We start from the raw sequence: 22,929 nt of genomic DNA on the forward strand, positions 1-22,929 counted from the left end.
CCGCCGTCTCACGACGCCTGGGCGGGCAGCAGTTCCGCGCGCTCGGTGCGGCGGTCGGCGGCCAGTTCGGCGGCGTAGGCGTGTACGAGCGGGTGCATCTGGTAGCGGCCGGGCATCGTCTCGGCGACGAAGTACACCCGCGCCAACTCGTCGAACCACGCCGCCACCCGATCCGCTGGCAACGCGAATTCCCTACTGACCGTGCCGATCTCGTACCGGCGGTCGGTCGTGCCCCCGAGCCGGGTGAGCAGCTGCACGGCCTCCCGGCTCAGCGCGTCGCAGGTCGACGCGAACGCGGTCCGCAGATCGGTGGTGTCCTCGTCGCTGACCAGCACATCGAGCGGATGCGCGTGCTCGGCCAGTTGCTCGGCGATCGCGGTGAGCGACAGGCGCACATTGATCACCGCCCGTGTCGCGATCAACGACAACGCCAGCGGCAGCCCGCCACAGCGCTGGATGATCGTCTCCGCGGCCTCGGCCTCGGCCATCGCCCGGCTCGATCCGATCCGGCGATGCAGCAGGATGCGAGCTTCGTTCTCCGACATGACATCCAGCACCATCGAGTGCGCCCCGGCCGCGGTGATCAGGCCGCGCATCTGATACCGGGAGGTCACCAGGACCGCGCACCCCGGCGAGCCGGGCAGCAGCGGCCGCACCTGTTGTGCGTGCCGGGCATCGTCGAGCACGATCAGCATCTGGCGTTCGGAGAGCATGCTGCGGTAGAGGCCGACCCGATCGGTGAGCCCGCGCGGAATCGACAGCGGCGGCACACCCAGGGCGATGAGGAATCCGCCCAGAATGTCGTTCGGGTCGCGCGCGCCGTCGGCGCCGAGATCGGCGTAGAGATGCCCGTCCGCGAAGCGCCCCGCCGCCCGATGCGCCCAGTGCGTGGCCAGGGCCGTCTTACCCACTCCGGCCAGCCCCTGCAGCGCGATCACCGGGCTGATGTCCGGCGGTCCGGCCTCGATCAAGGAGTCCAGATGGGCCAGGTGATGGTCGCGGCCCGCGAAACACGGGATATCCGCGGGCAATTGGGTCGGAATGGGAGTCGCGGCGCCGCCGGTCCGCGAATGATCGGTCTCGTTGCACAGGATCGCGAGGTAGGCGTCGGACACCTCCCGGTCGGGATCGATGCCGAGTTCGTCGGCCAGCCGCGTGCGCAGCGTCTCGAACAGCCGCAGCGCCTCGGCGCGTTGCCCGGCGTTGGCCAGAGCGGTCATCAGCCGGGCGTGCGCGATCTCGTGCAGCGGATTGGCGTCGACGAAGCGCCGCAATGGCACCAGCAGTTCGCTGTGTCGCCCGGCCTCGGCGGCGGTCTCCGCGTATTCGAGCAGCACCGCCTCGATCTCGCGGTTGATCTCCACCAACGCGGCGTGCTGCTGCAGTTCCGGCAGATCGGAAAGCGGTGTGCCGCGCCACAATCCGATCGCCTGCCGATATTGGGCCACCGCGGTGTCGAGCCGTCCGGCGTCCCGGTCGCGCCGGGCGTTGTCGGCGAGTTTGCGGAAGGCGAGGATGTCGAGCTGATTGGTCTCGACGCGCAGGGTGTAACCGCCCGGGGTGGCCACCAATACGCTGGGTCCGTCGGTCTTGGACTGTAGCCGGCGCCGCAGTCGCGACACCTGGGTGCGGACCATATCGATCATCGCCGGCGCGCCCTTCCCGTCGCTCATCGCGTCGGCGAGCGCGCTGACGCTCACGGTCGCACCGGGATTGAGCACGAACAGGCTGAGCAGTGTGCGCTGCCGATCGGAGTTCAGTTCGATCCGGGCGCCGTCGACCCACACCTCGAGCGGGCCGATCACCTGCAGGCGGAGGTCGCTGGCGAGGACCGAACCCTGTTGACCCAGTTGCACCAACTCCTCGACCTCGGCCGGCGACAGCTCCAGCGCCACGGCCAGTCGGCGCAGGGTGCTGCTCCTCGGGCGGGTCACCCGGTTCTGTTCGATATCGCGCAGGCCGCCCACGCTGATGTGGGCACGCGAGGCGACCTCGTGCTGCGTCAGCCCGACGCGACGACGGCCGCGCCGGACGACCGCACCCAAATCGTTCTGTTCGTTGATCATTGACACCCCCGGTGAAAGAAGGAATAGCGGTGGCCAAAACGTTTGGCGTACTTCCGAAAATGACGCCGTAGAGATAGCGAATTCGCACAGCCGTCGGTCTCGGCGACGACCATTCATATCGGCGAGTCCAACCGCGTTACCGCGCATCCCAGCCGATCACCTCTTGGCGTACTCACCCCCAGAATCGACCATGACCGGAAACATACCAGCGGAGCTAGGGGCGTGCAAGATCAAAAAGGATCGACTGTTAGCGACTATGTCGACGCGTCGGGAAAAGCGATGTCGATATGACAGACGGATGCCAGAAACCTTACTTCGGACATGACGTTACAACTACTGCTAGTGCCACGTCTCGACCTGCGCGGCGAGGGTCGATACGGGAACAGCACGGGCATCGATCGGGAATCGGAGAACCCCGGCGATCGACTGTTGTCAAGACCGGACATGGCCGGGCGGCAGGGCCATCGACCCGCCCGAACAGTGTGAATCCACCCGAACACTGTGTGGTAAGGATCCGATCGGAAGGGTCGGCGTGTTGCACGGACTCGACGCGCGGGTTGCGGAGACCCGCGGTCGGGGACGGCGGCGTTCCGACCGGAAAGCGAACACCGCTGTTCATCGAATCGTCCGATTCTCGTGCGGGCGGTGATGTCGAATCCGGATTTCCGGTCCGCCGGTGGAACGGTATTTCCGGTCTTTTTCGGCAATGCCTGCTCCCTTCTTCTCGTTTGCGGAAAATATCCTGGGGTCGGTTGATCGCGCACTCGATTCGGGCATGACAATTGATGCTTGCACGATGCGAAAGTGGAGGAAACCTTGGAACGTATTTCAGTTGTCGACCCTTGTCGGGTCCGTACGCTCAGTTCCTGAAAATATTCGGCCCGACAATCGTCGCCGTGCTTCCGGATCACTGTCGGGAAGTCGACGAGCGATGAGTTCGAACCGTGCCTCCGAAGATACTGCGGGGCACCGACAACAACGGGGAGCGACGGCCGCGGGACCGTCGGGCGCTGCCGTAGCGCAGTGGCATCGGTGCCCGCATCCGCCTTCTGACCAGCGCCGACCGATCGCGTGGTGTGTCAGGGACGTGACCGCGCCTCGCCACGCGCCTCCGCGACGATGAGCGTGCCCGACTCCACGGGTCGCGAACGTCGGTTGCTGAAGGGGAATGGTGACGGTGTCGAACGGGAATGTGTTCATGTTCGCCGGGCAGGGCTCGCAGTACTTCGGCATGGGTCGCGAACTGCGTTCGGCCCACCCGGTTTTCGCGCGTTCGCTGCGCGAGCTGGGCACGATGTTCGCCGACCACGGCACTCCCGGCCTGCTCGACGAGCTGTATCGGACCGACGTCTCCGCGGCCACGCCGTTCGACGCGTTGCGCTACACCCATCCCGCGCTGGCCGCGCTGCAGTTGGCCCTGTTCGACATGCTCGTCGCCGAGGACATCGTGCCGGACTGTCTGCTCGGCTACAGCCTGGGCGAGTCGGTCGCGGCCTGCGCCGCCGGCGTACTGGACCGGGAACGCCTGGTCGCGTGCCTGAGCGAACAGGTCCGACTGGTCGAGCGGCACTGCCCCGAGGGCGCGATGCTGGCCGTGCTCGGGATCCGGCCCGAGGACTACGACCCGGCGGCCGACGAGGTCGAACTCGCCGCGATCAACTACGACGAACATTTCGTGCTGTCCGGTCGCCCGGAGGCGATCGCGCGAGCCGGCGAGCGGTTGCGGGCCGCCGGTGCCACCTGCCCGATCCTGCCCGTACGGTACGCCTTCCACACCGCCGACATGGATCGCATCGGCGCCGACTACCTCCGCGTGCTGGCCGCGGAACCCTTGCGGCAGCCCGAGATTCGCCTCATGTCCTGCGCCGCGAGCGGCTTCGTCGCCGACCCCGCTCCCGACGACCTGTGGCGAATGTTCCGCGCCCCCATCATGTTCCGGGACGCGGTGCGGCTGTTGGAGCAGCGGGAGGACGGGCTGCGCTATGTGGACCTCTCGCCGTCGGGCACCCTCGCGGGCTTCGCCGCCCGCGACTTCGGCCCGGACTCTACGTCCCGTACCTTCCCGCTGCTGGACCGGTTCGCGCCGGTGTCCCGCCGCCTCGAGGAGGTCCGAGCGTTGCGGCCGAAGACCGCCGCGCGCATGCCGTCCCGGCCGCCGCGGACCGCCGTGGTCTTTCCCGGCCAAGGCTCACAGCAGCTGGGCATGGCCGACGAGCTCTTCGATGAATTCCCCGATTTGAGGGCACAGGCGGATGAAATCCTCGGATATTCGGTTGCCGAATTGTGCCGGGAGGACGCCGCGGGAAATCTGGGTCGCACCGAATTCACCCAGCCCGCACTGTTCGTGGCCAATGCTCTGTACTACCGAGCCTGGGAGCGCGAGCACGGTCCGGCAAATTTTTTCGCCGGCCACAGTCTCGGTGAATACAACGCCCTGTGGGCGGCCGGGGCCTTCGATTTCGCCACCGGGCTGAAGCTGGTACGCGCCCGGGGCCGCCTGATGGCGGCCGCGACCGGCGGTGGAATGGCCGCGGTCGTCGGCAAGAGCGAGTCGGCGGTGCGAGCCGTGCTCGCCGACCACGGTCTCGACCTCGACATCGCCAACTTCAACGCTCCGGATCAGCTGGTGCTGTCGGGTCCGGAGGATGTGGTGGCACGCGCCCAGGACGCTTTCACCGCGGCCGGTGCCCGATTTGTACGATTGCGCGTGAGTGGTGCCTTTCATTCGCGCTGGATGGCCCGCGCGCGAGCGGAATTCGAGCGGTTCCTCGCCGGAGTGGAGTTGCGTCCGCCGACCCGGCCGGTGATATCGAACGTGACCGCGCGCGCGTACCCGGACGCCGATATCCGCCCGCTGTTGCTGGATCAGCTCACGAGCCCGGTGCGCTGGGAGGCCGGCATGCGGCACCTGCTCGAACAAGGTGTCGACGAGGTGGTCGAAACCGGCCCGGGGCGGGTGCTGACCGGACTGCTCGGCAAGATCCGCGCCGCCGCCGACGGCGATGTCCCCGTTCCGCCCCGGAAGCATTCGGCCGCACCGGCTTCGGTGCCGACCCGGAGCGCGGGTATGGCGGTCGCGGTCGTCGGCATCGGGTGCCGGATGCCGGGCGCCCGCGATCATCGCCGGTTCTTCGCCAACCTGCGGGCCGGGGTGGACTCGGTGCGCGAGGTGCCCGCCGATCGCTTCGATGCCTCGCGCTACTACGACCCCGACATCACTCGCCCGGATCGTACGGTCAGCAAGTGGCTCGGGGTGCTCGACGACCCGTACCGCTTCGACCACGAATACTTCGGCCTCACACCGCGAGACGCGCGCCTCCTGGATCCGCTGCAGCGGCTGCTGCTCGAGGAGACCCAGCACTGTCTCGACGACGCGGGCATCACCCCCGCCACGCTCGCCGCGGCGCGCACCGCCGTCTACATCGGCAACTTCGAGCGCGACCACCTCATCGAGATGAGCGACCGGCCGATCGAAAGCCATTCCGTGCTCGGCGTTTACGACTGTCTGCTCGCCAACCGCCTCTCGGACGCGTTCGACCTCACCGGCGCGAGCGTGTCGGTGGACGCGGCCTGTGCCTCGTCGCTGGTCGCGATCCACCTGGGCGCGCAGGCGCTGGAGACGGGCGAGGCCGACTACGTGCTCGCGGGCGGGGTGAATCTGAGCACCCAGCCGTGGAAGTACATCGGCTTCTCCAAGGCACGCATGCTGAGCCCCAGCGGCCGCTGCAAGACCTTCGACCGGGACGCCGACGGCTTCGTTCCCGGCGACGGGGTCGGGGTGGTGCTGTTGCGGCGCCTCGACGACGCGGTGCGCGACGGCGACCACATCTACGGCGTGATCCGCGGCACCGCCGTCAATCACAGCGGCTCCCGCACCACGATCACCGCGCCGACCGTCGCCGCCGAACGATCGGTCGTCGCCGCGGCGGTATCTCGCGCGGGTGTGGATCCGCGCGCGATCACCTATGTCGAAACACACGGCACCGGAACGGCTCTCGGCGATCCGATCGAGGTGGAGGCGCTGCGCCAGGTGTTCGCGCCCGCGTCCGTCGACACCGGCTGGTGCGCGCTGGGCTCGGTGAAATCCAATATCGGGCATCTCGAGGGCGCTGCCGGGGTGGCCGGCCTGATCAAGGTGCTCATGATGATGCAGCGGCGGCGGATCGTCCCCACGCTGCACGTGCGCACGGTCAATCCGCTGATCGATGTGACGAGCAGCCCGTTCCGCCTCGCGTTGGCGGAGTCGGACTGGCTGCCCGCGGCACCGGGAGCGCCGCTGTGCGCCGGGGTCAGTTCGTTCGGATTCGGGGGAGTGAACTCCCATATCGTCGTGGAGGAATACGTGGGGGAGCGGCCCGCGAACGCGGCGGCATCGCCGACGACGGAACCTGTTGCGCGCCAACCCTTCCTGCTGTCCGCGCACACTCCCGCCGCACTCGATCGTCTGGTGACCTCCTGGCGGCAGGCCATCGGAGCCGACGGCTATGTGGCCGCGCCGATAGCCGACATCTGCAAGACGTTGGCGACCGGCCGCACTCATCAGCGAATCCGGCTCGCCGGTCTGGTCGCCTCCTACGCCGACATCGACGCACTGCTGTCCGAGGCGAGCGGAACAGCGACAGCGGAGCCGCAAGGCTGGGCACTGGAGATCGGGCTGCTGCCGCTGCCCTCGCCGGACGAACTCGAAAGCCTGCTCACCGCAGCGCCTTTCGGCGAGATCCTCACCGACTGCGCGGCTGGCGAGACCCCTGCCGAGCGGGCAGCCGCCATTCGAGCCGAGCTGTCCCAGGGCGGCGAGCGGGCCCGATCCCGGTACACCGAGCTGATCGTCCGCGCACTGCTGCGCCTGGGACTGCGCCCCGATCTGGTGGTTCCGATCGGAGCGGGCATCCGGCCCACCCTCGCCGCTCTCGGCTGCCTGAACTCCCCGAGCGCCGCCGAAAGCGCCACGGGCGCAATCGGACAATTGGACCTGCGCCCACCGGCATTCCCGGTGCTGGTTCCCGCGACCGGTCGAGTCGTCCATCCGATCGCCCTCGACCGGGACTACCTCGCCGAACTCGCCGCCACCCCGGATCCCGCACCCGCCACGCTGACCGCGGCGCTGGACCTGGCGATCCGCCTCGCCGGTCAACGCACCCTGCGCCAATACCTGCACGACTGGCAGCGCGTGCTCGACGAGCGTGGGCTCGCCGACTGGACCGTCCGCGATCCCGTTGCCGTCGCCTCGAAAACCGGCTTCCAGCCCCGCGAAACGCTGATCCTCACCGTCGCGTTCCAGCACGCGCTGCGTCGGCTCACCAGCAAATGGTCGCTACCGCTGGCTCGGCTCGACGCCGACGAGCGCGTAATGGAGTTGGTCGACCTCCTGCTCGACGACGTCCTGACCCCCGCCGCGGTTCTGGATCTGCTGCTCGGCGGCCCGGACGGACTCGCCGCGGCCGCCGCGCGGGCCGATCGTGATCGAGTCGATCTTGCCCAACCGGATCGTTACCCGGTGCTGCGTCGTCGCCACGCGTTCCCGCCCGGCCTGCGCGATCCTCGAGACTGGGTCGAATCGGACGCCAGCACAGCGGGTTTCGCCGTTCCCGACGGGTTGTCCGTCGTACGGGTGGGCGCCGGAGCGGGCGTCGCGGATCCGGCGGTGTCGATCGCCGGCACTCCGGCGACCGACCCGCTCACGCCCGCCCTGCTCGAATTGTGGCGTCGGGGAGTGGATATCGACTGGTCGCACCATCCCGTCGGATCGGCCGGAGTCACCGTTCCCCTGCCCACCACGGAGTTCGACGGCATCGTGCATCGTGACGCTCCCGCCGGGGACGAGCCGCGGGTGATCGAGGTAGCGGCGGAGTGGGTGACCGCGGATTCCCGAATCGGAGCGGAGCCCGGTCCCGTCCTGATAGCGGCATCGCCGACCCAGCTCCGTGAGATACGCGGCGCCGCAGGGGGTCCGGCGAAGGCCGCGAGCGGCGCGTTTCCCGCCGTGAGGTTCGCGGCCGTGCTCGACGGCGCCGTCCCGGACACGACGATCGATGCCGGAACCTCGGTCGTCCCGCTCACCGACTCCGATGCCTGGGGGCGCGCTCTCGACACCACCGCCGAGTTCGGTGCGCCCGTGCGCGCGGTGATCCTGGTCCTCGGCGGCCTCGAGGGCCCCGCCGCCGCCCTGCAGGCCGCCAAGGCCGCCTTCGGGCTGGGTGTCACGATTCTCGCTGTCGGCCGGCACGACAATGGCTCGCTCCCACCGGATCTGGCGGCGCTGTCCGGTATGGCGCGCACCCTGCGCCGCGAAACCGACGGGGTCCGCCTGCGGGTGGTCGCGCTCGGTGGCGGCCTCGCCGATCCGGCCACCTGGGCCGTGCTCGCCGACGAGGCCGCTCGGCACGACGGCGGCGACCTCGTCCGGCATCACCTGGGCATCCGGGCCACGCGCCGCTTCGTTCCCCTGCCCGCCGCCGCACCGCATACCGTGGAGCCGTCGCCCGACGGCGATGTCTACGTGATCACCGGCGGCCTCGGCCGCATCGGCCGCCTCGTCGCCGCACACCTGCTCCGGCGTCCCGGAGTTCGAGTGGCATTGGTCGGGCGCACGCCGGAAGGCGATGTCTCCCATGTCGATCTCACCTCCGACGCCGACCGGGTGGGGTACTTCTCCGGCGACATCTCCGACCCGGCCGGTACGGGCGAACTACTGGATCGGGTACGGTCCCGCTTCGGCCCCGTCACCGGCGTCTTCCACGCCGCGGGTGTATTGCGGGACCGAAACCTGGTGCACAAGCCGCTCGCGGATCTGCGCGACGTTCTCGCCCCGAAGGTGCTCGGCGCGATCAATCTGGACCGCGCCACCCGCGACGACCCGCTGCGCGTGTTCGTCCTGTTCTCCTCGATGGTGGCGACCGTCGGCAATCCCGGCCAGGCCGACTACGCCACGGCCAACGCCTACCTCGACGAGTTCGCTTCGGCACGAGAGGTGCTGCGCGCGAACGGAAGTCGTCGCGGCCGCAGCGTCTCCATCGGCTGGCCGGTGTGGCAGGAGGGCGGCATGGCCGCCACCGGCGGCGGAATCCTGGTCGGCGACCACGGCATGCGCCCCATGCCCAGCGAGACCGGCCTGGCCATTCTGGACCGCCTGTGCGCCACCGGTTCCGGGCCGCATCCGATTCTCCACGGTGACCCCGCGGCCCTGCTGCGCTTGCTGGAACTCGACTCCTCGGCGCCGAAATCCACTGCGCCACAAACGAAAGACGTTGCTGCCACCACAGCGACCACTGTCGCCGCGCCGGAGACGACGTCGGTGACGGCCCTGTCCCGGCGCTATGTCCGGGATCGCGTCGCCGCGCTGCGCGGTGTCGACCCCCGCACGATCGATCTGCACACCGGCCTCGACCAACTCGGGCTCGACTCCATCGTCGTCAGCGAGTTCAACGCCACCGTCGCCGCCGAACTGGGCCCGGTGAGCGAAACCCTTCTGTTCGAATCGCGCAATCTCGCCGCGGTCGCCGACCGCATCGCCGCCGCTCGACCGACCGAACTCGCGTCTCGATACGGTTCCGTGGCAACCGACGACAACGGCTCGGCCGAGCCCGCGAACACCACGACCGAACCCCGAACGGCGGTGCGCACTGTTGCCGAGACAGCGGTCCGCGACCGCGATATCGCGGTGATCGGCATGGCGGGCCGCTACCCGCAGGCCCCCGACCTGGACGCCTTCTGGCGCAATCTCGCCGAGGGCCGCGACAGCATCACCGAGGTCCCCGCCGACCGCTGGGACTCCCGCGACCGCCCCGAAAGCCGCTGGGGCGGCTTCCTCACCGACGTCGACGCCTTCGATCCGCTGTTCTTCGGCATCTCGCCCCGCGACGCCGCCGCGATGGACCCGCAGGAGCGCCTGTTCCTCCAAACCGCCTGGCACGCTTTGGAAGACGCGGGCTACCCACCGCTGCGCTTGGGTGACCCCGACCAGCCCGGAGCCCGCGCGGTCGGCGTGTTCGTCGGCGTCACCACCCAGACCTACCCGTACCTGGACACCCGGCGGCGGCCCGACGATCCGATGGTTCCGCCCTCGAATCAATGGGCCATCGCCAACCGAGTCTCCTATCGGCTGGATCTGCGCGGACCCAGCATGCCGGTGGACACGGCATGCGCGGCGGCGCTGACCGCCATCCACCTCGCGGCGCACAGCCTGGTTCGCGGTGAATGCGAGATGGCATTGGTCGGCGGGGTCAACCTCTACCTGCATCCGGTCAAATTCGACTGGCTGGCCCAACTCCGGATGCTCTCCCCGACCGGACGCTGCCACACCTTCGGCGCGGCCGCCGACGGCTTCGTCCCAGGCGAGGGCGTGGGCGCGGTGGTGTTGAAGCCGCTGCGCGCGGCGCTGTCCGACGGTGACGAAATCCTCGGCGTCATCAAGGGATCCGCCGTCGGACACGGCGGCCGCACAAGCGGATTCACCGTCCCCAACCCGGTCGAACAGGCCCAGGTCGTGCGCCGCGCCCTCGCCGACGCCGACGTCGGCCCGGACACCATCGGCTACCTCGAAGCACACGGCACCGGAACCCAGCTGGGCGACCCCATCGAACTGTCCGGGCTCACCATGGCCTTCGGTGATGTCCCCGCGGGCACCTGCGCCATCGGCTCGGTGAAATCGAACATCGGTCACCTCGAATCCGCCGCGGGTCTCGCCGGGCTGACCAAGGTGCTGCTGCAACTGCGGCACGGCCGCCTCGTCCCGTCCCTGCACAGCGAACCGGAGAGCCCGCGAATCACCTTCGCGGACACGCCGTTTCGCGTGAATCGCGGCCTCACCGACTGGCCCCGACCAATGGTGAACGGTGCGCCGGGCCCGCGCCGGGCGGGCATCAGCGCCTTCGGCGCGGGCGGAGCCAACGCACACGTCATCGTGGAGGAAGCGCCGCCGCGCGAGCAAGTGCGCGGGCCCGCCCAGGGCACGCACCTCGTGGTGGTCTCGGCGACCGACCGGGAACGACTGCGGGCCCACTGCGCCCGACTGGCTCGGGCGATCGAGGGCCGCGCGGGCGACTACCGCGTCTCCGAACTCGCCTATCAACTGCAGGTGCGCCGTGAGCCGCTGGACGACCGACTCGCCCTTCTGGTCGAGGAGACCGCGACGCTCACCGACCTTCTCCGCGCGGTCGCCGAGGACCGCCCGCTGCCCGCCCCGCACCGGCTGACCGGAACCGGCACCGGTCCGCGTCCGGACGACATGTGGGAGAACGAGATCGCCACCGCACTCGCGGCCCGCGACCTCGCCACCTTGGCCGCGCTGTGGGTCGAGGGCGCGCACGTGCCGTGGGAGCGGCTGTACTCCACACCCATGCCGCACGTTCGGCTGCCCGGCTACCCGTTCGCCACCGAACGCTGCTGGCTGCCGGACGCCGCACCCGCCCGAGGCGCGCAAGCGGTCCCCACACCACTCGCTGGTATACCGGACGCCACCGGCTCGACCATCGAATTCACCGGTGCCGAACCGATACTCGACGACCACCGCGTGGACGATGTCCCGATCCTGCCCGCCGTCGCCTATGTGGAAGCGGTACGCGCGGCCGCGAACATCGACGTCCCGTTCCGTGTGCGCAATACCGTCTGGTACGCGCCGATCGCGGTCCCGCAACCGCGAACGGTCCGGATGGAACTGTCGAACATCGGTCAGCGCAACACATTCGAGCTGACCGACCGATCGACCGGCACGGTCCATGCCACCGGCCTGCTGGAGACCTCGACCGACGTCTCCCCGGAGCCGTTGGACATCGCCGCGATCCGCGCCCGCTGCTCGACGACCAGGACCGCCGCCGAGTTCTACCCCGAGATCCGCCGCCGCGGACTCGCGCTCGGCCCCTCCTATCAGGGCATCACCGAACTGAGGTACACCGACGACGAGGCCCTCACCGAACTGCGCCTGCCCACCCCCGCCACCGGCCACCTGCTCGATCCCGGCATGCTAGACGCCGCGCTGCAAGCGAGCCTGTGGCTCCTCGCCCTGCGCACCGACCGGCTGCACCTGCCCTACTCGGCCGGATCCGTCGAAGTGCACGGCGGCACACCGAAATCCGGCTACGCGCACGTCGTCGTCCGCAAGTCCACGCCCGACGGCACCAAACTGGACGTCAGCCTGGCCGACGCGGACGGTCGCGTCCTGGTGAAGGTCACCGACCTGTGGCTGCGCCCCTGGCAGTCCACGGCCGCACCCGACCGAACCGGATCCTGGTTCGTCCCCGAATGGGTTACGGCGCAACGAGATCAGCGCCGCGATCCCGGTCGCACGCTGATCGTTGCCTCGACACCGGCGCTGGGGGAGCGTCTGCTGGACGAATTGGATCGACGAACCGGCCGTCGAGGCTCCGCCGTGCTCGCCACCCCGGGAACCGAGTTCGCCACCGCCGGGGCGGGCCGCTACCTGCTGGATCCGCTGTCGGAGTCTGACATCGAAGCCGTCCTCGCGGCGATCGGGCCCGTCGAAACGGTGATTGCCGCATGCCCCGAATCATTCGGCACCGCAACTGATTTCGGTGCCGCGTTCGAGCAGGCCGTCCTGCCGATGTTCCACCTGATCCGGGCACTCGTCCGAGCTGGTGGCACGCGGCGGGTTCGCGTCGTCGCCGGAATCCCCGCGGCCTCACCGCCGCATCGGGCGCTCGGCGGTCTGCTGCGCACGGCGACCCGCGAGAGTACCCGGATCTCACACGTCCTGGTGGAGCTCCCCGACTTCGACGGCGAGTCCACCGAACAGTTGATCGCCGAGGCCCTCGGCGCGGCCGACGGGACCCACGTACGGGCGACGGCCGAAGGCCGCGACGTGCGTCGTTGGCGGCGCTCCACCCCGTCGCCCGACGTCCCGGAACTCCGCCGCGGCGGTGTCTACCTGATCACGGGTGGCGTCGGGGGCTTGGGCGCACTCGTCGCGGAGTGGCTGGCGCGAACGGCCGGAGCGCGGGTGGTCCTCGTCGGCCGCTCGCCGCAGGACGCACGCGCTCGGGCGGTACTCGATCGCGTGACCGAACTCGGCGGCGAGGGCCGCTACCTTCAGGCCGATATCTCCACCGCCGCCGGCGCCCACGCCGCCGTCGCTGCCGCGGACACCGAATTCGGTGCGCTGCACGGGTTCTTCCACTGCGCCGCCGTCCTGCGTGACGACTACCTCGTCCGCCAGAGCGCCGACAACATGCGCGCGGCGGCGGCCGCGAAGGCGTTCGGCGTGGTCCAGCTCGACGCGGCCCTGTCCGGCCGCGCGCTCGAGGTCAGATGCCTGTTCTCCTCGGCGGCGGCCGCGCTCGGCAGCGTCGCGCAAGCGCCGTACGCGTACGCCAACGCGTTCCTCGACGCCTACGCCGAGTGGTGCACCGACCGCGGTCAGCGCACCGTTTCCATCGGCTGGCCCCTGTGGGCCGACGGCGGGATGCGGGTGGATGCCGAAGTCGCCGAACGACTCCGGGCGGTCTTCGACATGGAGCCGCTCGACACGGCCGAAGGTCTGGCCGCCCTCGGAACCGCCGTCCGCACCGGCACACCTCATCTGGTCTACGTCCGCGGCGACGGCACCGCAGTGGCTCGTGAACTCGGCGCTGACAGCCACGACGGCGAAAAGTCCACGGGGACAGGCGAACAACAGATCCCGGACACCGCGGTGCACGATCTCGTCATCGCCGATATCGCCGATATCGCCGGTCTGGCACCTCACCGGATCCGCTCCGACCGCGCCATCGGTGACTACGGCTTCGACTCCCTCTCCTTCGGCCGCCTGGCCAACCAGCTGAGCAAACGCCTGAACATCGACCTGACCCCGGCCCTGTTCTTCGAATACACCACCGTCCGAGCGGTCGCCGACCACCTCCGATCCGAATATCCCGCCGCGATCGCCAGCGCACTGGCCGACACCGCGGCCACCCCGACCGCGACCACGCCCACCCAAACCACGACCGAATCAGCGCCACCCGCCGAGACCGTCCCCGGCGACACCGCGCAATCCGGGCCGGAACCGATCGCGATCATCGGCATGCACGCCACCCTGCCCGGCAGCCGTGACCCCGACGAATTCTGGCGTCACCTCGCGGCGGGTGACGACCTCGTCACCGAGATTCCCGCCCAACGCTGGGACTGGCGCGACAACTACCACCCCACCCCGGGCCCGGGCCGCACCAATAGCCGCTGGGGCGGATTCCTGCCCGAGGTGGACACTTTCGACGCCGCCTTCTTCGGCATCACGCCGCGCGAGGCCAGTCTGATGGATCCGCAACAGCGACTGTTCCTGCAAACCGCGTACCGCGCGATCGAGGAGGCCGGGTACCGGCCCGCCGAACTGGCCCACGGGCGGACCGGACTGTTCGTCGGCGTCGGCTCGCACGACTATCAGGAGTTGTTGCGGGAGGCAGGGGTACCGGTCGAAGCCTTCACCACCACCGGGATGTTCCACGCCATCCTGGCCAACCGGGTGTCCTATCTGCTGGACCTGAAGGGCCCGAGCTTCCCGATCGACACCGCCTGCTCCAGTTCCCTGGTGGCACTGCGTTCGGCCGTCGAATCCCTGCGCGTCGGCAGCTGCGACACCGCGTTGGTCGGCGGGGTGAATCTGCTGCTCGCACCCATGGTGTACATCTCCTTCGCCCGCGCCGGGATGCTCAGCCCCACCGGACGATGCCGTACCTTCGACGCCGCCGCCGACGGCTACGTGCGGGCCGAGGGCGTCGGCGCGCTGCTGCTGAAACCGCTGTCGGCGGCCGTGCGCGACGGCGATCACATTCACGCCGTCATCCGCGGCAGTGCCGTCAATCACGGCGGCAGGGTCAACACCCTCACCACCCCCAACCCGAACGCCCAAGCCGACCTGATCGTGGCCGCCTTCGAGGAGGGCGGCATCGATCCCGCCACGGTCGGGTACCTCGAATTGCACGGCACCGGAACGGCATTGGGCGACCCGATCGAGATCAACGGCATCCACCGGGCCTTCCGCGAACTGCGCGACCGCGCGGGCCGTCCCCGCCTGACCACCCCGACCACGATCATCGGCTCCGTCAAATCGAATATGGGACACGCGGAGGCGGCCGCGGGCATCGCGGGCATCGTCAAGGTGATCCTCGCGATGCGGCACGGCCGTATCCCCGCCAACCTGCACTTGCACGAGCTGAACCCGCAGATCCGTCTCGACGGCGGCCCCTTGACCATCGCCGACCGTGAATTGCCCTGGCCCCGCCCGCGTACCGCCGACGGCACCGAGCAACCGCGACGCGCTGGCGTGAGCTCCTTCGGTTTCGGCGGCGTCAACGGCCACGTGCTGCTCGAGGAATACCTCCCTCCCGCAACAACTTCCGCACCGTCCTCGGGGGAGCAGATATTCGTGCTGTCGGCCCGAACCCCGGAACGACTGCGCGCCTACGCCGCCGCACTCGCGACCGCTTGCGCCACCGCGGGCGACCCGGCCGATATCGCCTACACCCTCCAGGTCGGCCGAGAACCCATGGCGCACCGGCTGGCTGTGGTCACCGCCTCCCTCGGCGTCCTCGCGGCCGAACTCTCCGCGTTCGCCGAAACCGGTGTGCCCGGGCCCCATTCGCTCACCGGTACGCCGGACCCGGACGCCGAGCCCTCAGATCTCCCGGAGTCCGATCCCGCGGCCCGATGGATAGCGGGCGGTGACGTGGACTGGGCCCTCCTGCACCGGAACCGTTCGCCTCGACGAGTCGGCCTGCCCACCTATCCTTTCGCGCCGGACCGCTACTGGATTCCGGAAGACCGCGCCCCGCAACCCGCTCCGCAGGCCAACGGCGCTGCCCTCCCGCCGTCGTCGAAGACCTCCGGCAGTGCGAGTTCACCCACCGAGGTCACCTTCGATGTCCGGTTGTCGCCCGATGACCCCTTGATCCGCGATCACGTGGTTCAGGGCGCGAATGTCGTCGCCGGAGTGGTGCAACTCGAACTGGCCGCGGCCGCCGTCGCCGAGCATCGGCCCGAACTGCGCCACGTCGTCGACCTGTGCTGGTTGCGTCCGCTGGAGGTCCCGGCGACGGGAACGACGGTATCCATCCACCTGACCGAGACCGCGGGCGAATTCCGCCACGAGATCCGAACCGGCACCGAGCCGGACCAAACCGTCCACTCCACGGGCCGGTGGATCCCGGACGACGGTTCCGCCCCCGAACCCCTCGATCCGGACCGCGTCGCGAGCCGGTGCCCCAACGAGATTCGGGACTCCGACGTCTATCGCACCTTCGAACGCATCGGCATCGAGTACGGTCCCGCCTTCCGCGGGATTCGCGCCGCCCGCGCGGGCGAAGGCCACTTGCTGGCCCGCGTCGACGCCGAGCGACCGGCGACCGTGCTCGACGCCGCCCTCCAGGCCGTCACCGTTCTCACGGCCGCACAGGGAGCCGAACCATCGACCACCCGGCTGCCGTTCGCGGTCGACCGTATCGAGCGCTTCGCCGAACCACCCACCCGCGGCTACGTCCATGTGACGAGGCGCGATACCGAGCACGATGTGGTGATCGCCGACGAGTCGGGCCGCGTCTGCGTCCGCTTCACGGGTGTGACGATTCGCGAGGCACCCGATCCGCTCGAAGGGATGTTGTATCGCCCCGAGTGGCAGGCCGAACCCACCGCGAACCCCGGTGACTCCCACGGAAACTGGCTGATCGTCCAGCGCGGCAACGCGTTCGGCCTCGCCGCCGCATTGGCCGACCGGCACGACGGACCGATTCAGCGGCTCGTGGTCGGGACACGCAACCAGCGTGTGAACGACGACACCTGGGAGGTCGACGCCGACGATCCCGGCAGCGGTCTGACCGACTTCCTCCGCGCGACCGAACGAATCGACCAGATCTGGTTCCTCAGCGCTCTTAGGGACGACCCGTCCGAATCGGAATCGACGAAAACCGGTGCGCTGTTGCTGTTCCGGCTCGTACGAGCACTGGCAGACGCCGGTCACCTCTCCGGCGTCACCCTTCGGGTCGTCGTCAACGACGCCTCCGACGCCGCCGGACGCCTGATCGGCAACCCGGAGGCGGCAGCGGTGGTCGGCTTCACGAAGTCCCTGGCCCGGGAGTATCCGCGGCTCGGCGTCAACTGCGTCGACATCGGAGTGGCCGTCGGGACCCGACCGGAACCCGGCGAACTGACCCGCATCGTCGACGCGCTGCTCACCGAACCGTCTCACCCGGACAATCGGGACGTGGCTCTGGCCGGCGGCCGTCGCCTGGTCCGGCGGCTCCGGCCGATCCCGTCGATTCCTGTGCGACACAGCGTGTTCCGTCCTGGCGGTCACTACGTGATCTTCGGGGGAGCCGGAGGAATCGGCCTGGCATTGGCCGAATATCTGGCGCAGCGGGTGTCCGCCCGCCTGCTCCTGGTCGGCCGCGGTCCACGCGACCAGCGCATCGAGGACGCCCTGACCCGGTTGACCCGCCTCGGCGGCCAACCCGAGTACTGGCCCGCGGACCTCACCGATGCCGACGCGGTGCGGGCAGTGATCGATAAGGCTTCCGCGTCCGGTCGCATCCACGGCGTGATCCACGCGGCCATGGTGTTGCGGGACGGCAGCGTGGAACGCCTGTCCGAGCGCGCCTTCGAGGCGGTGCTGGCGCCGAAGGTGCCGGGCACCCGCGTGCTGGGCCGGGAACTGAGCGGCGAACCGCTCGATTTCCTGCTGGTGTTGTCCTCGGTGCAGTCGTTCACCGGCGCCGCCGGGCAAGCGAACTACGCGGCCGCGTCCACCGCCCAGGACGCCCTGGCCCATCGCCTGGCCGCCCGCTGCGACTTCCCGGTCCACGTGGTGAATTGGGGACCGTGGTCGGGTGTCGGCCGAGTGGCGTCGCCCGAGTATCAGCGGAGCCTGCGTGCCCGCGGCTATGTGCCGTTGACGCCCGCTGAAGGCATGCTGGCGATCGAGCGCGTCTTGGCCTACGGGGAGCGGCAAGTCGTCGTCGTACGTGCCGACCGGCCCGTCCTGGATTCGATCGGCGTCCTGGAAACCCCTGCGCCGCGCCCTGATCCGGTGCCGCGCTTCGACGCCGACCCACGGGCGCGGGCCGCGCTCGACGATTACATCGCCGCCGCTGTCCGGCAGGTGTGCGCCCCAGCATTGCCCGCCTCCGGCGAAAACCGTTCCCGCGCGGACATCATCGCTCGGCTCGGGGCCGTGCCCGAACGCTATCCCCTCGTGCATGCCCTGCTGGACATCCTCACCCGGCACGGTCTGCTCATCGAGGACGCCGGGCAGTGTACCGGAACGGCCGCGGCGGTGCGGGCGCCGCGTCCGGAAACCCTGCGGGCCGACTTCCCCACGCTCACCGCGCAGCTGGATCTGGTGATCCGTTGTGTGTCGGCGCTGCCCGAGGTCCTCGCCGGTACCCGTCCCGCGACCGAGGTCCTCTTCCCGGAGGGCTCCAGCGATGCCGTGGCAGCCACCTACCGGACCCAGTTGACCGACTACTGCAACGCGATCGTCGCCCGCCGCATCGCCGACGCGCGTCCGACGCGCGTTCTCGAGGTCGGGGCCGGGACCGGCGCCACCACCGAACCGGTCCTGGCGGCGCTCGCCGCCGCCGGAATCGACGCCGAATACGACTTCACCGACATCTCCGCCGGACTGCTGCGCCGGGCCGAGCGATCCGTGCCACGCCAAGGTATTCCGATGCGCTTCCGTCGACTGGACATCGAAAAGCCGACGCGCCCACAAGGTTTCGAATCCGGCTCCTACGACGTCGTACTCGCGGGCAACGTCCTGCACGCCACCCACGACCTGGACGCCGTCCTGGACAGCGTCCTCGACCTGCTGGCCCCCGGCGGCATGCTGGTCCTCACCGAGGTCACCGCGGTGCAACCGTTCCACACCGTAACCTTCGGCCTCCTCGACGGTTGGTGGCGGCACCACGACGAGGGCCGTCGCCTGCCCGGCTCCCCGCTGCTCGACACCCATCTGTGGCGTAATCGCCTGGAGGATAGAGGTTTCACCGACGTGTCCACTCTCGGCTCCGCCGCCCCCGAACACCTGACCCAGCACGTGCTGACCGCCCACCGGCCCTCCGGAGCGCGACTCGACGCCGCAACCGATCCGGCGCGTACGGTGTTGTCCGACCGGCCGACATCACCCTCCCGGTCGGCGGACGAACACTCCGACGGGCTCGTGGTCCACGGTCCCGGCACATCGGCACCGGATCCGCGACCTGTGCGGGCGGCGTCCCCGGAAACGAACGGCGACACCCGCGCACTCGAAGAGGTCGTCCGAACGACCGTCACCGAACAGGTAGCGGGTTGTCTCGGCGTACCTGTCGACGAAATCCGCACGCACACACCGCTTTCGGACCTCGGCGTCGACTCGATCGTCGCGGTCGAGCTCACCAATCGACTCAACGACGCCCTCGGCACCACCCTGAAGACGATCGTGGTCTTCGATCACCCCACCGTCGCCGACCTGTCCGACTTCATCGCGAAACGGCATGCCGACCGGTTGACCGGACTCCTGCCGCAACAACCCACCCCGGCGCACACCGCCCCCACCAACGGGTCCGTGTCGGCGGGAACGCTCGTTACACCGGTAGCCGTTCGATTCGAAAAGCCGGGCCACCCAAGGGATCTGCGAGTCGTCCCCGTCGAACCCGTCGCACCGGGCCCCGGCGAGGTCGAGATCCGGGTACGCGCGTTCCCGATCAACTTCTCCGATTTCCTCTTCGCCAAGGGCCTGTATCCGACCATGCCGGACTTCCCGTGCACCCCGGGTGTCGAGGTGTCCGGCGTCGTGGCGCGAGTCGGCGCGGGTGTGACCCGATTCGCCGTCGGCGACGAGGTGATCGCTTTGACCGGACCGCGATTCGGCGGCCAGGCCACGCTGGTGGTGACCGACGCGGACTTCGTGATCGCCAAGCCACCGCAGGTCAGCCACGAACAAGCCTGCGGTTTCCCGGTCGCGTTCCTGGCCATGTACCTCGCCTTCGAACGTGCCGCGGTCCAGCCCGGCGACCGCGTGCTGATTCCCTCGGCCACCGGCACCAACGGGCTGATCGCGATCCAACTCGCCCGCCTCGCCGGTGCCGAGGTGATCGCCACCGCGAGCACCGCCCACAAGATCGAATACCTGCGCGGGCTCGGCATCGCCGACGCCATCGATCACCGGTGGACGGACGTCGTATCCGAGGTCCTGCGCCGCACATCGGGCGCGGGTGTCGACGTGGTCGTCAACACCCAGGGCGGCAACGCGATCCAACAGGGCCTCGACGTCCTCGCCCCCGAGGGCCGCTACGTCGAGACCGCGGTCTTCGGCCTCCAGGCCACCGCCGGGCTCGACCTGTCCCACCTGGTCGACAACCAGAGTTTCCACAGCTTCAACACGAAGAAGTACTTCCGCCGCCACCCCGAACAGCGCACCCACTACCTGTCTATCGCGGCCGATCATCTGGCCCGAGGCGCGGTGACCCCGACCGTCGCCCACATCGTGCCTTTCAATCGAATCGCCGAGGCGTACGCCCTCAAGGACAACCGCGACCTCATCGGCCGTGTCGTCGTGACCATGCCCGATTCGGCCGAGCCCGCCACGATCAGCCATACGGACCCGGCATCGAGTACGCGACCGGGGGAATCCGAATCGGTTGTCACGCAACGCTTTACCGCGAGCTCGATGGGCGAACGGGTATTGGCCGCGAGCCAGCACAGCAACGGAACCCCGCCCGCCCCGAACGGTTCGGCGGAGACACACCGCGGTCAGGCCACGAAACCGCCTGCGCGGCCGTCCGGCGACAGCGAGGCGCACACCCCTCGGCCGAACCCCGCCCGCGACACGGACATCGCAGTGATCGGCATGTCGGGCCGTTTCCCGGGCGCCGCCGATCTCGACCAGTTCTGGCGGAACCTGGCCGACGGCGTCTGCTCGATCGGCCCGGTGCCGCCGCACCGCTGGGCCGCCACCGGACGCTGCCGCGAAGGCGGCTTCCTCGACGATGTATCCGGTTTCGACGCACGGTTCTTCGGTCTGGACGAGGCCGAGGCCGACTTCACCGACCCGCAACAGCGACTGTTCCTGGAGCAGTCCTGGCTCGCGCTCGAGGAGGCGGGCTATGCGGCCTCCGAGCTGCGCGGCCGCCCGTGCGGTGTCTTCGTCGGCGCCGGGCCGAGTCAATACCTGGCCCGCATGAGCGCGGCGGGCGTGGCCAAACCGGCCTCGGTGTTCTGGGGTAACGAGGCGTCGGTACTGGCCGGGCGCATCGCCTATTTCCTGGACCTCACCGGACCCACCATGACGGTCAACACCGCGTGCTCGTCATCGCTGGTAGCCCTGCATCTGGCCGTGCGCAGCCTCATCTCCGGCGAATGCGAGACCGCCCTCGCGGGTGGCGTATTCCTCACCTTCGACCCGGACTACTTCACGGTCGCCGAGCGCGGCGGCATGCTGGCCGCCGACGGGCGCTGCAAAACCTTCGATGCGGCCGCCGACGGTTTCGGCCCGGGTGAGGCCGTCGTCGCCCTCGTCCTGAAACCGCTCGCGGCCGCCCTTCGGGACGGCGACCACATCCACGGCGTCATCAAAGGCACCGCCGTGAATCAGGACGGCCGCACCAACGGCCTCACCGCCCCCAGCGGGCGAGCCCAGACCCGCGTGGTGCTCGAGGCCCTCGACCGGGCCGGTGTCGATCCGGCGACCCTCGGCTACCTCGAGGCCCACGGAACCGGCACCCGCCTCGGTGACGCGATCGAAATCGAGGCGCTGACAACGGCGTTCGCCCAACACACGAGCCGCACCGGCTTCTGCGCCATCGGCACGGTCAAGACGAATATCGGTCACACCGCCGCCGCCTCCGGACTGGCCGGAGTCGTCAAGGTGCTGCTGTCCATGCGCCACCGCCAACTCCCCGCCACCTTGCACCTGACCCACCCGAACCCGTTGATCGATTTCGACGACACGCCCTTCGTCGTCAATACCGAACTGCGGCAATGGGATACGGACGCCGACCACCCTCGCCGCGCCGCCGTATCGAGTTTCGCCTTCAGCGGCACCAACGCCCACGTCGTCCTCGAGGAAGCCCCGCAGGCCACCGCCCCCGAACCGCGTCCCCGCGCGCACGGCCCCTTCGTCATCCCCCTGTCCGCGCCGACCCCGACCGCGCTCGCGGCCCGCCGCACCCAACTGGCCCAGTGGCTCACCGACACCGGCGCCACGACCCCGCTCGCGCACCTGGCGCACCATCTCCAGGTCCACCGCGACCACTTCCCGCACCGAGCGGTCTTCCTGGCCCACACTCACGAAGAACTACACGCCGCCCTGACCGCGACACACCCTCCCACCTCGGCCCTCCCCGACATCGCCACCGCCTACCTGTCCGGCGCCGATGTCGACTGGCGCGCGCAATGGACCACGCCCGGCTCCCGTCTCTCCCTCCCCACCTATCCCTTCGAGCGAAAGGCTCACTGGTACACCGACAACGACACGGTCTTCGGCTCCGTCCCGACCGCGAACCCCCAATCCCCAACCGCCGCCGAGGAACCCGCCGAACTCTCGTCCGCTGACCCAGCCGGTGTCTCCCCCTGGGAGGTAGCGAATGCCGCTGTGCTTCAGGCGATGTCGACAGTCCTCGCCCGGCCCCACACGGATTTCGATCTCGACGCGACGCATACGGATCACGGCATAGATTCGGTCCGAGCCATGGCCATCGTCACCCAGATCAACCGAACCCTCGGCGATGTCATAGGCCCCACCGATCTTTTCAACCACCCCGACCTTCGCAGTCTCATAGACCACGCGGCGAACCGCCTCGCGGCCGCCGAAGCGAGATGAATACCCGCCGACCGTCCCTCGGGCGCGCGAGTCCGCTCGATCGGGACGGCGGCATTGGGTCACCTGGTCCTCGGCTCGCGACGGGTGAGC

General features: G+C 69.5%; 2 protein-coding genes. One reads left to right on the forward strand and one right to left on the reverse strand.

The genetic code is table 11. The features are described from left to right. Positions 1-8 precede the first annotated feature (8 nt). Positions 9-2,066 (reverse strand): BTAD domain-containing putative transcriptional regulator, encoded by a 2,058-nt coding sequence (locus ACWDSJ_RS23515; RefSeq protein ID WP_387356085.1) that lies wholly within the window; start codon positions 2,064-2,066, stop codon positions 9-11. A gap of 1,177 nt (positions 2,067-3,243) precedes the next feature. On the opposite strand from ACWDSJ_RS23515, the gene fabD reads away from it, so the two are divergent. After that, positions 3,244-22,839 (forward strand): ACP S-malonyltransferase, encoded by a 19,596-nt coding sequence (gene fabD, locus ACWDSJ_RS23520; protein ID WP_450034258.1) that lies wholly within the window; start codon positions 3,244-3,246, stop codon positions 22,837-22,839. Positions 22,840-22,929 lie beyond the last annotated feature (90 nt).

The organism is Nocardia sp. NPDC003482 (assembly GCF_053588115.1).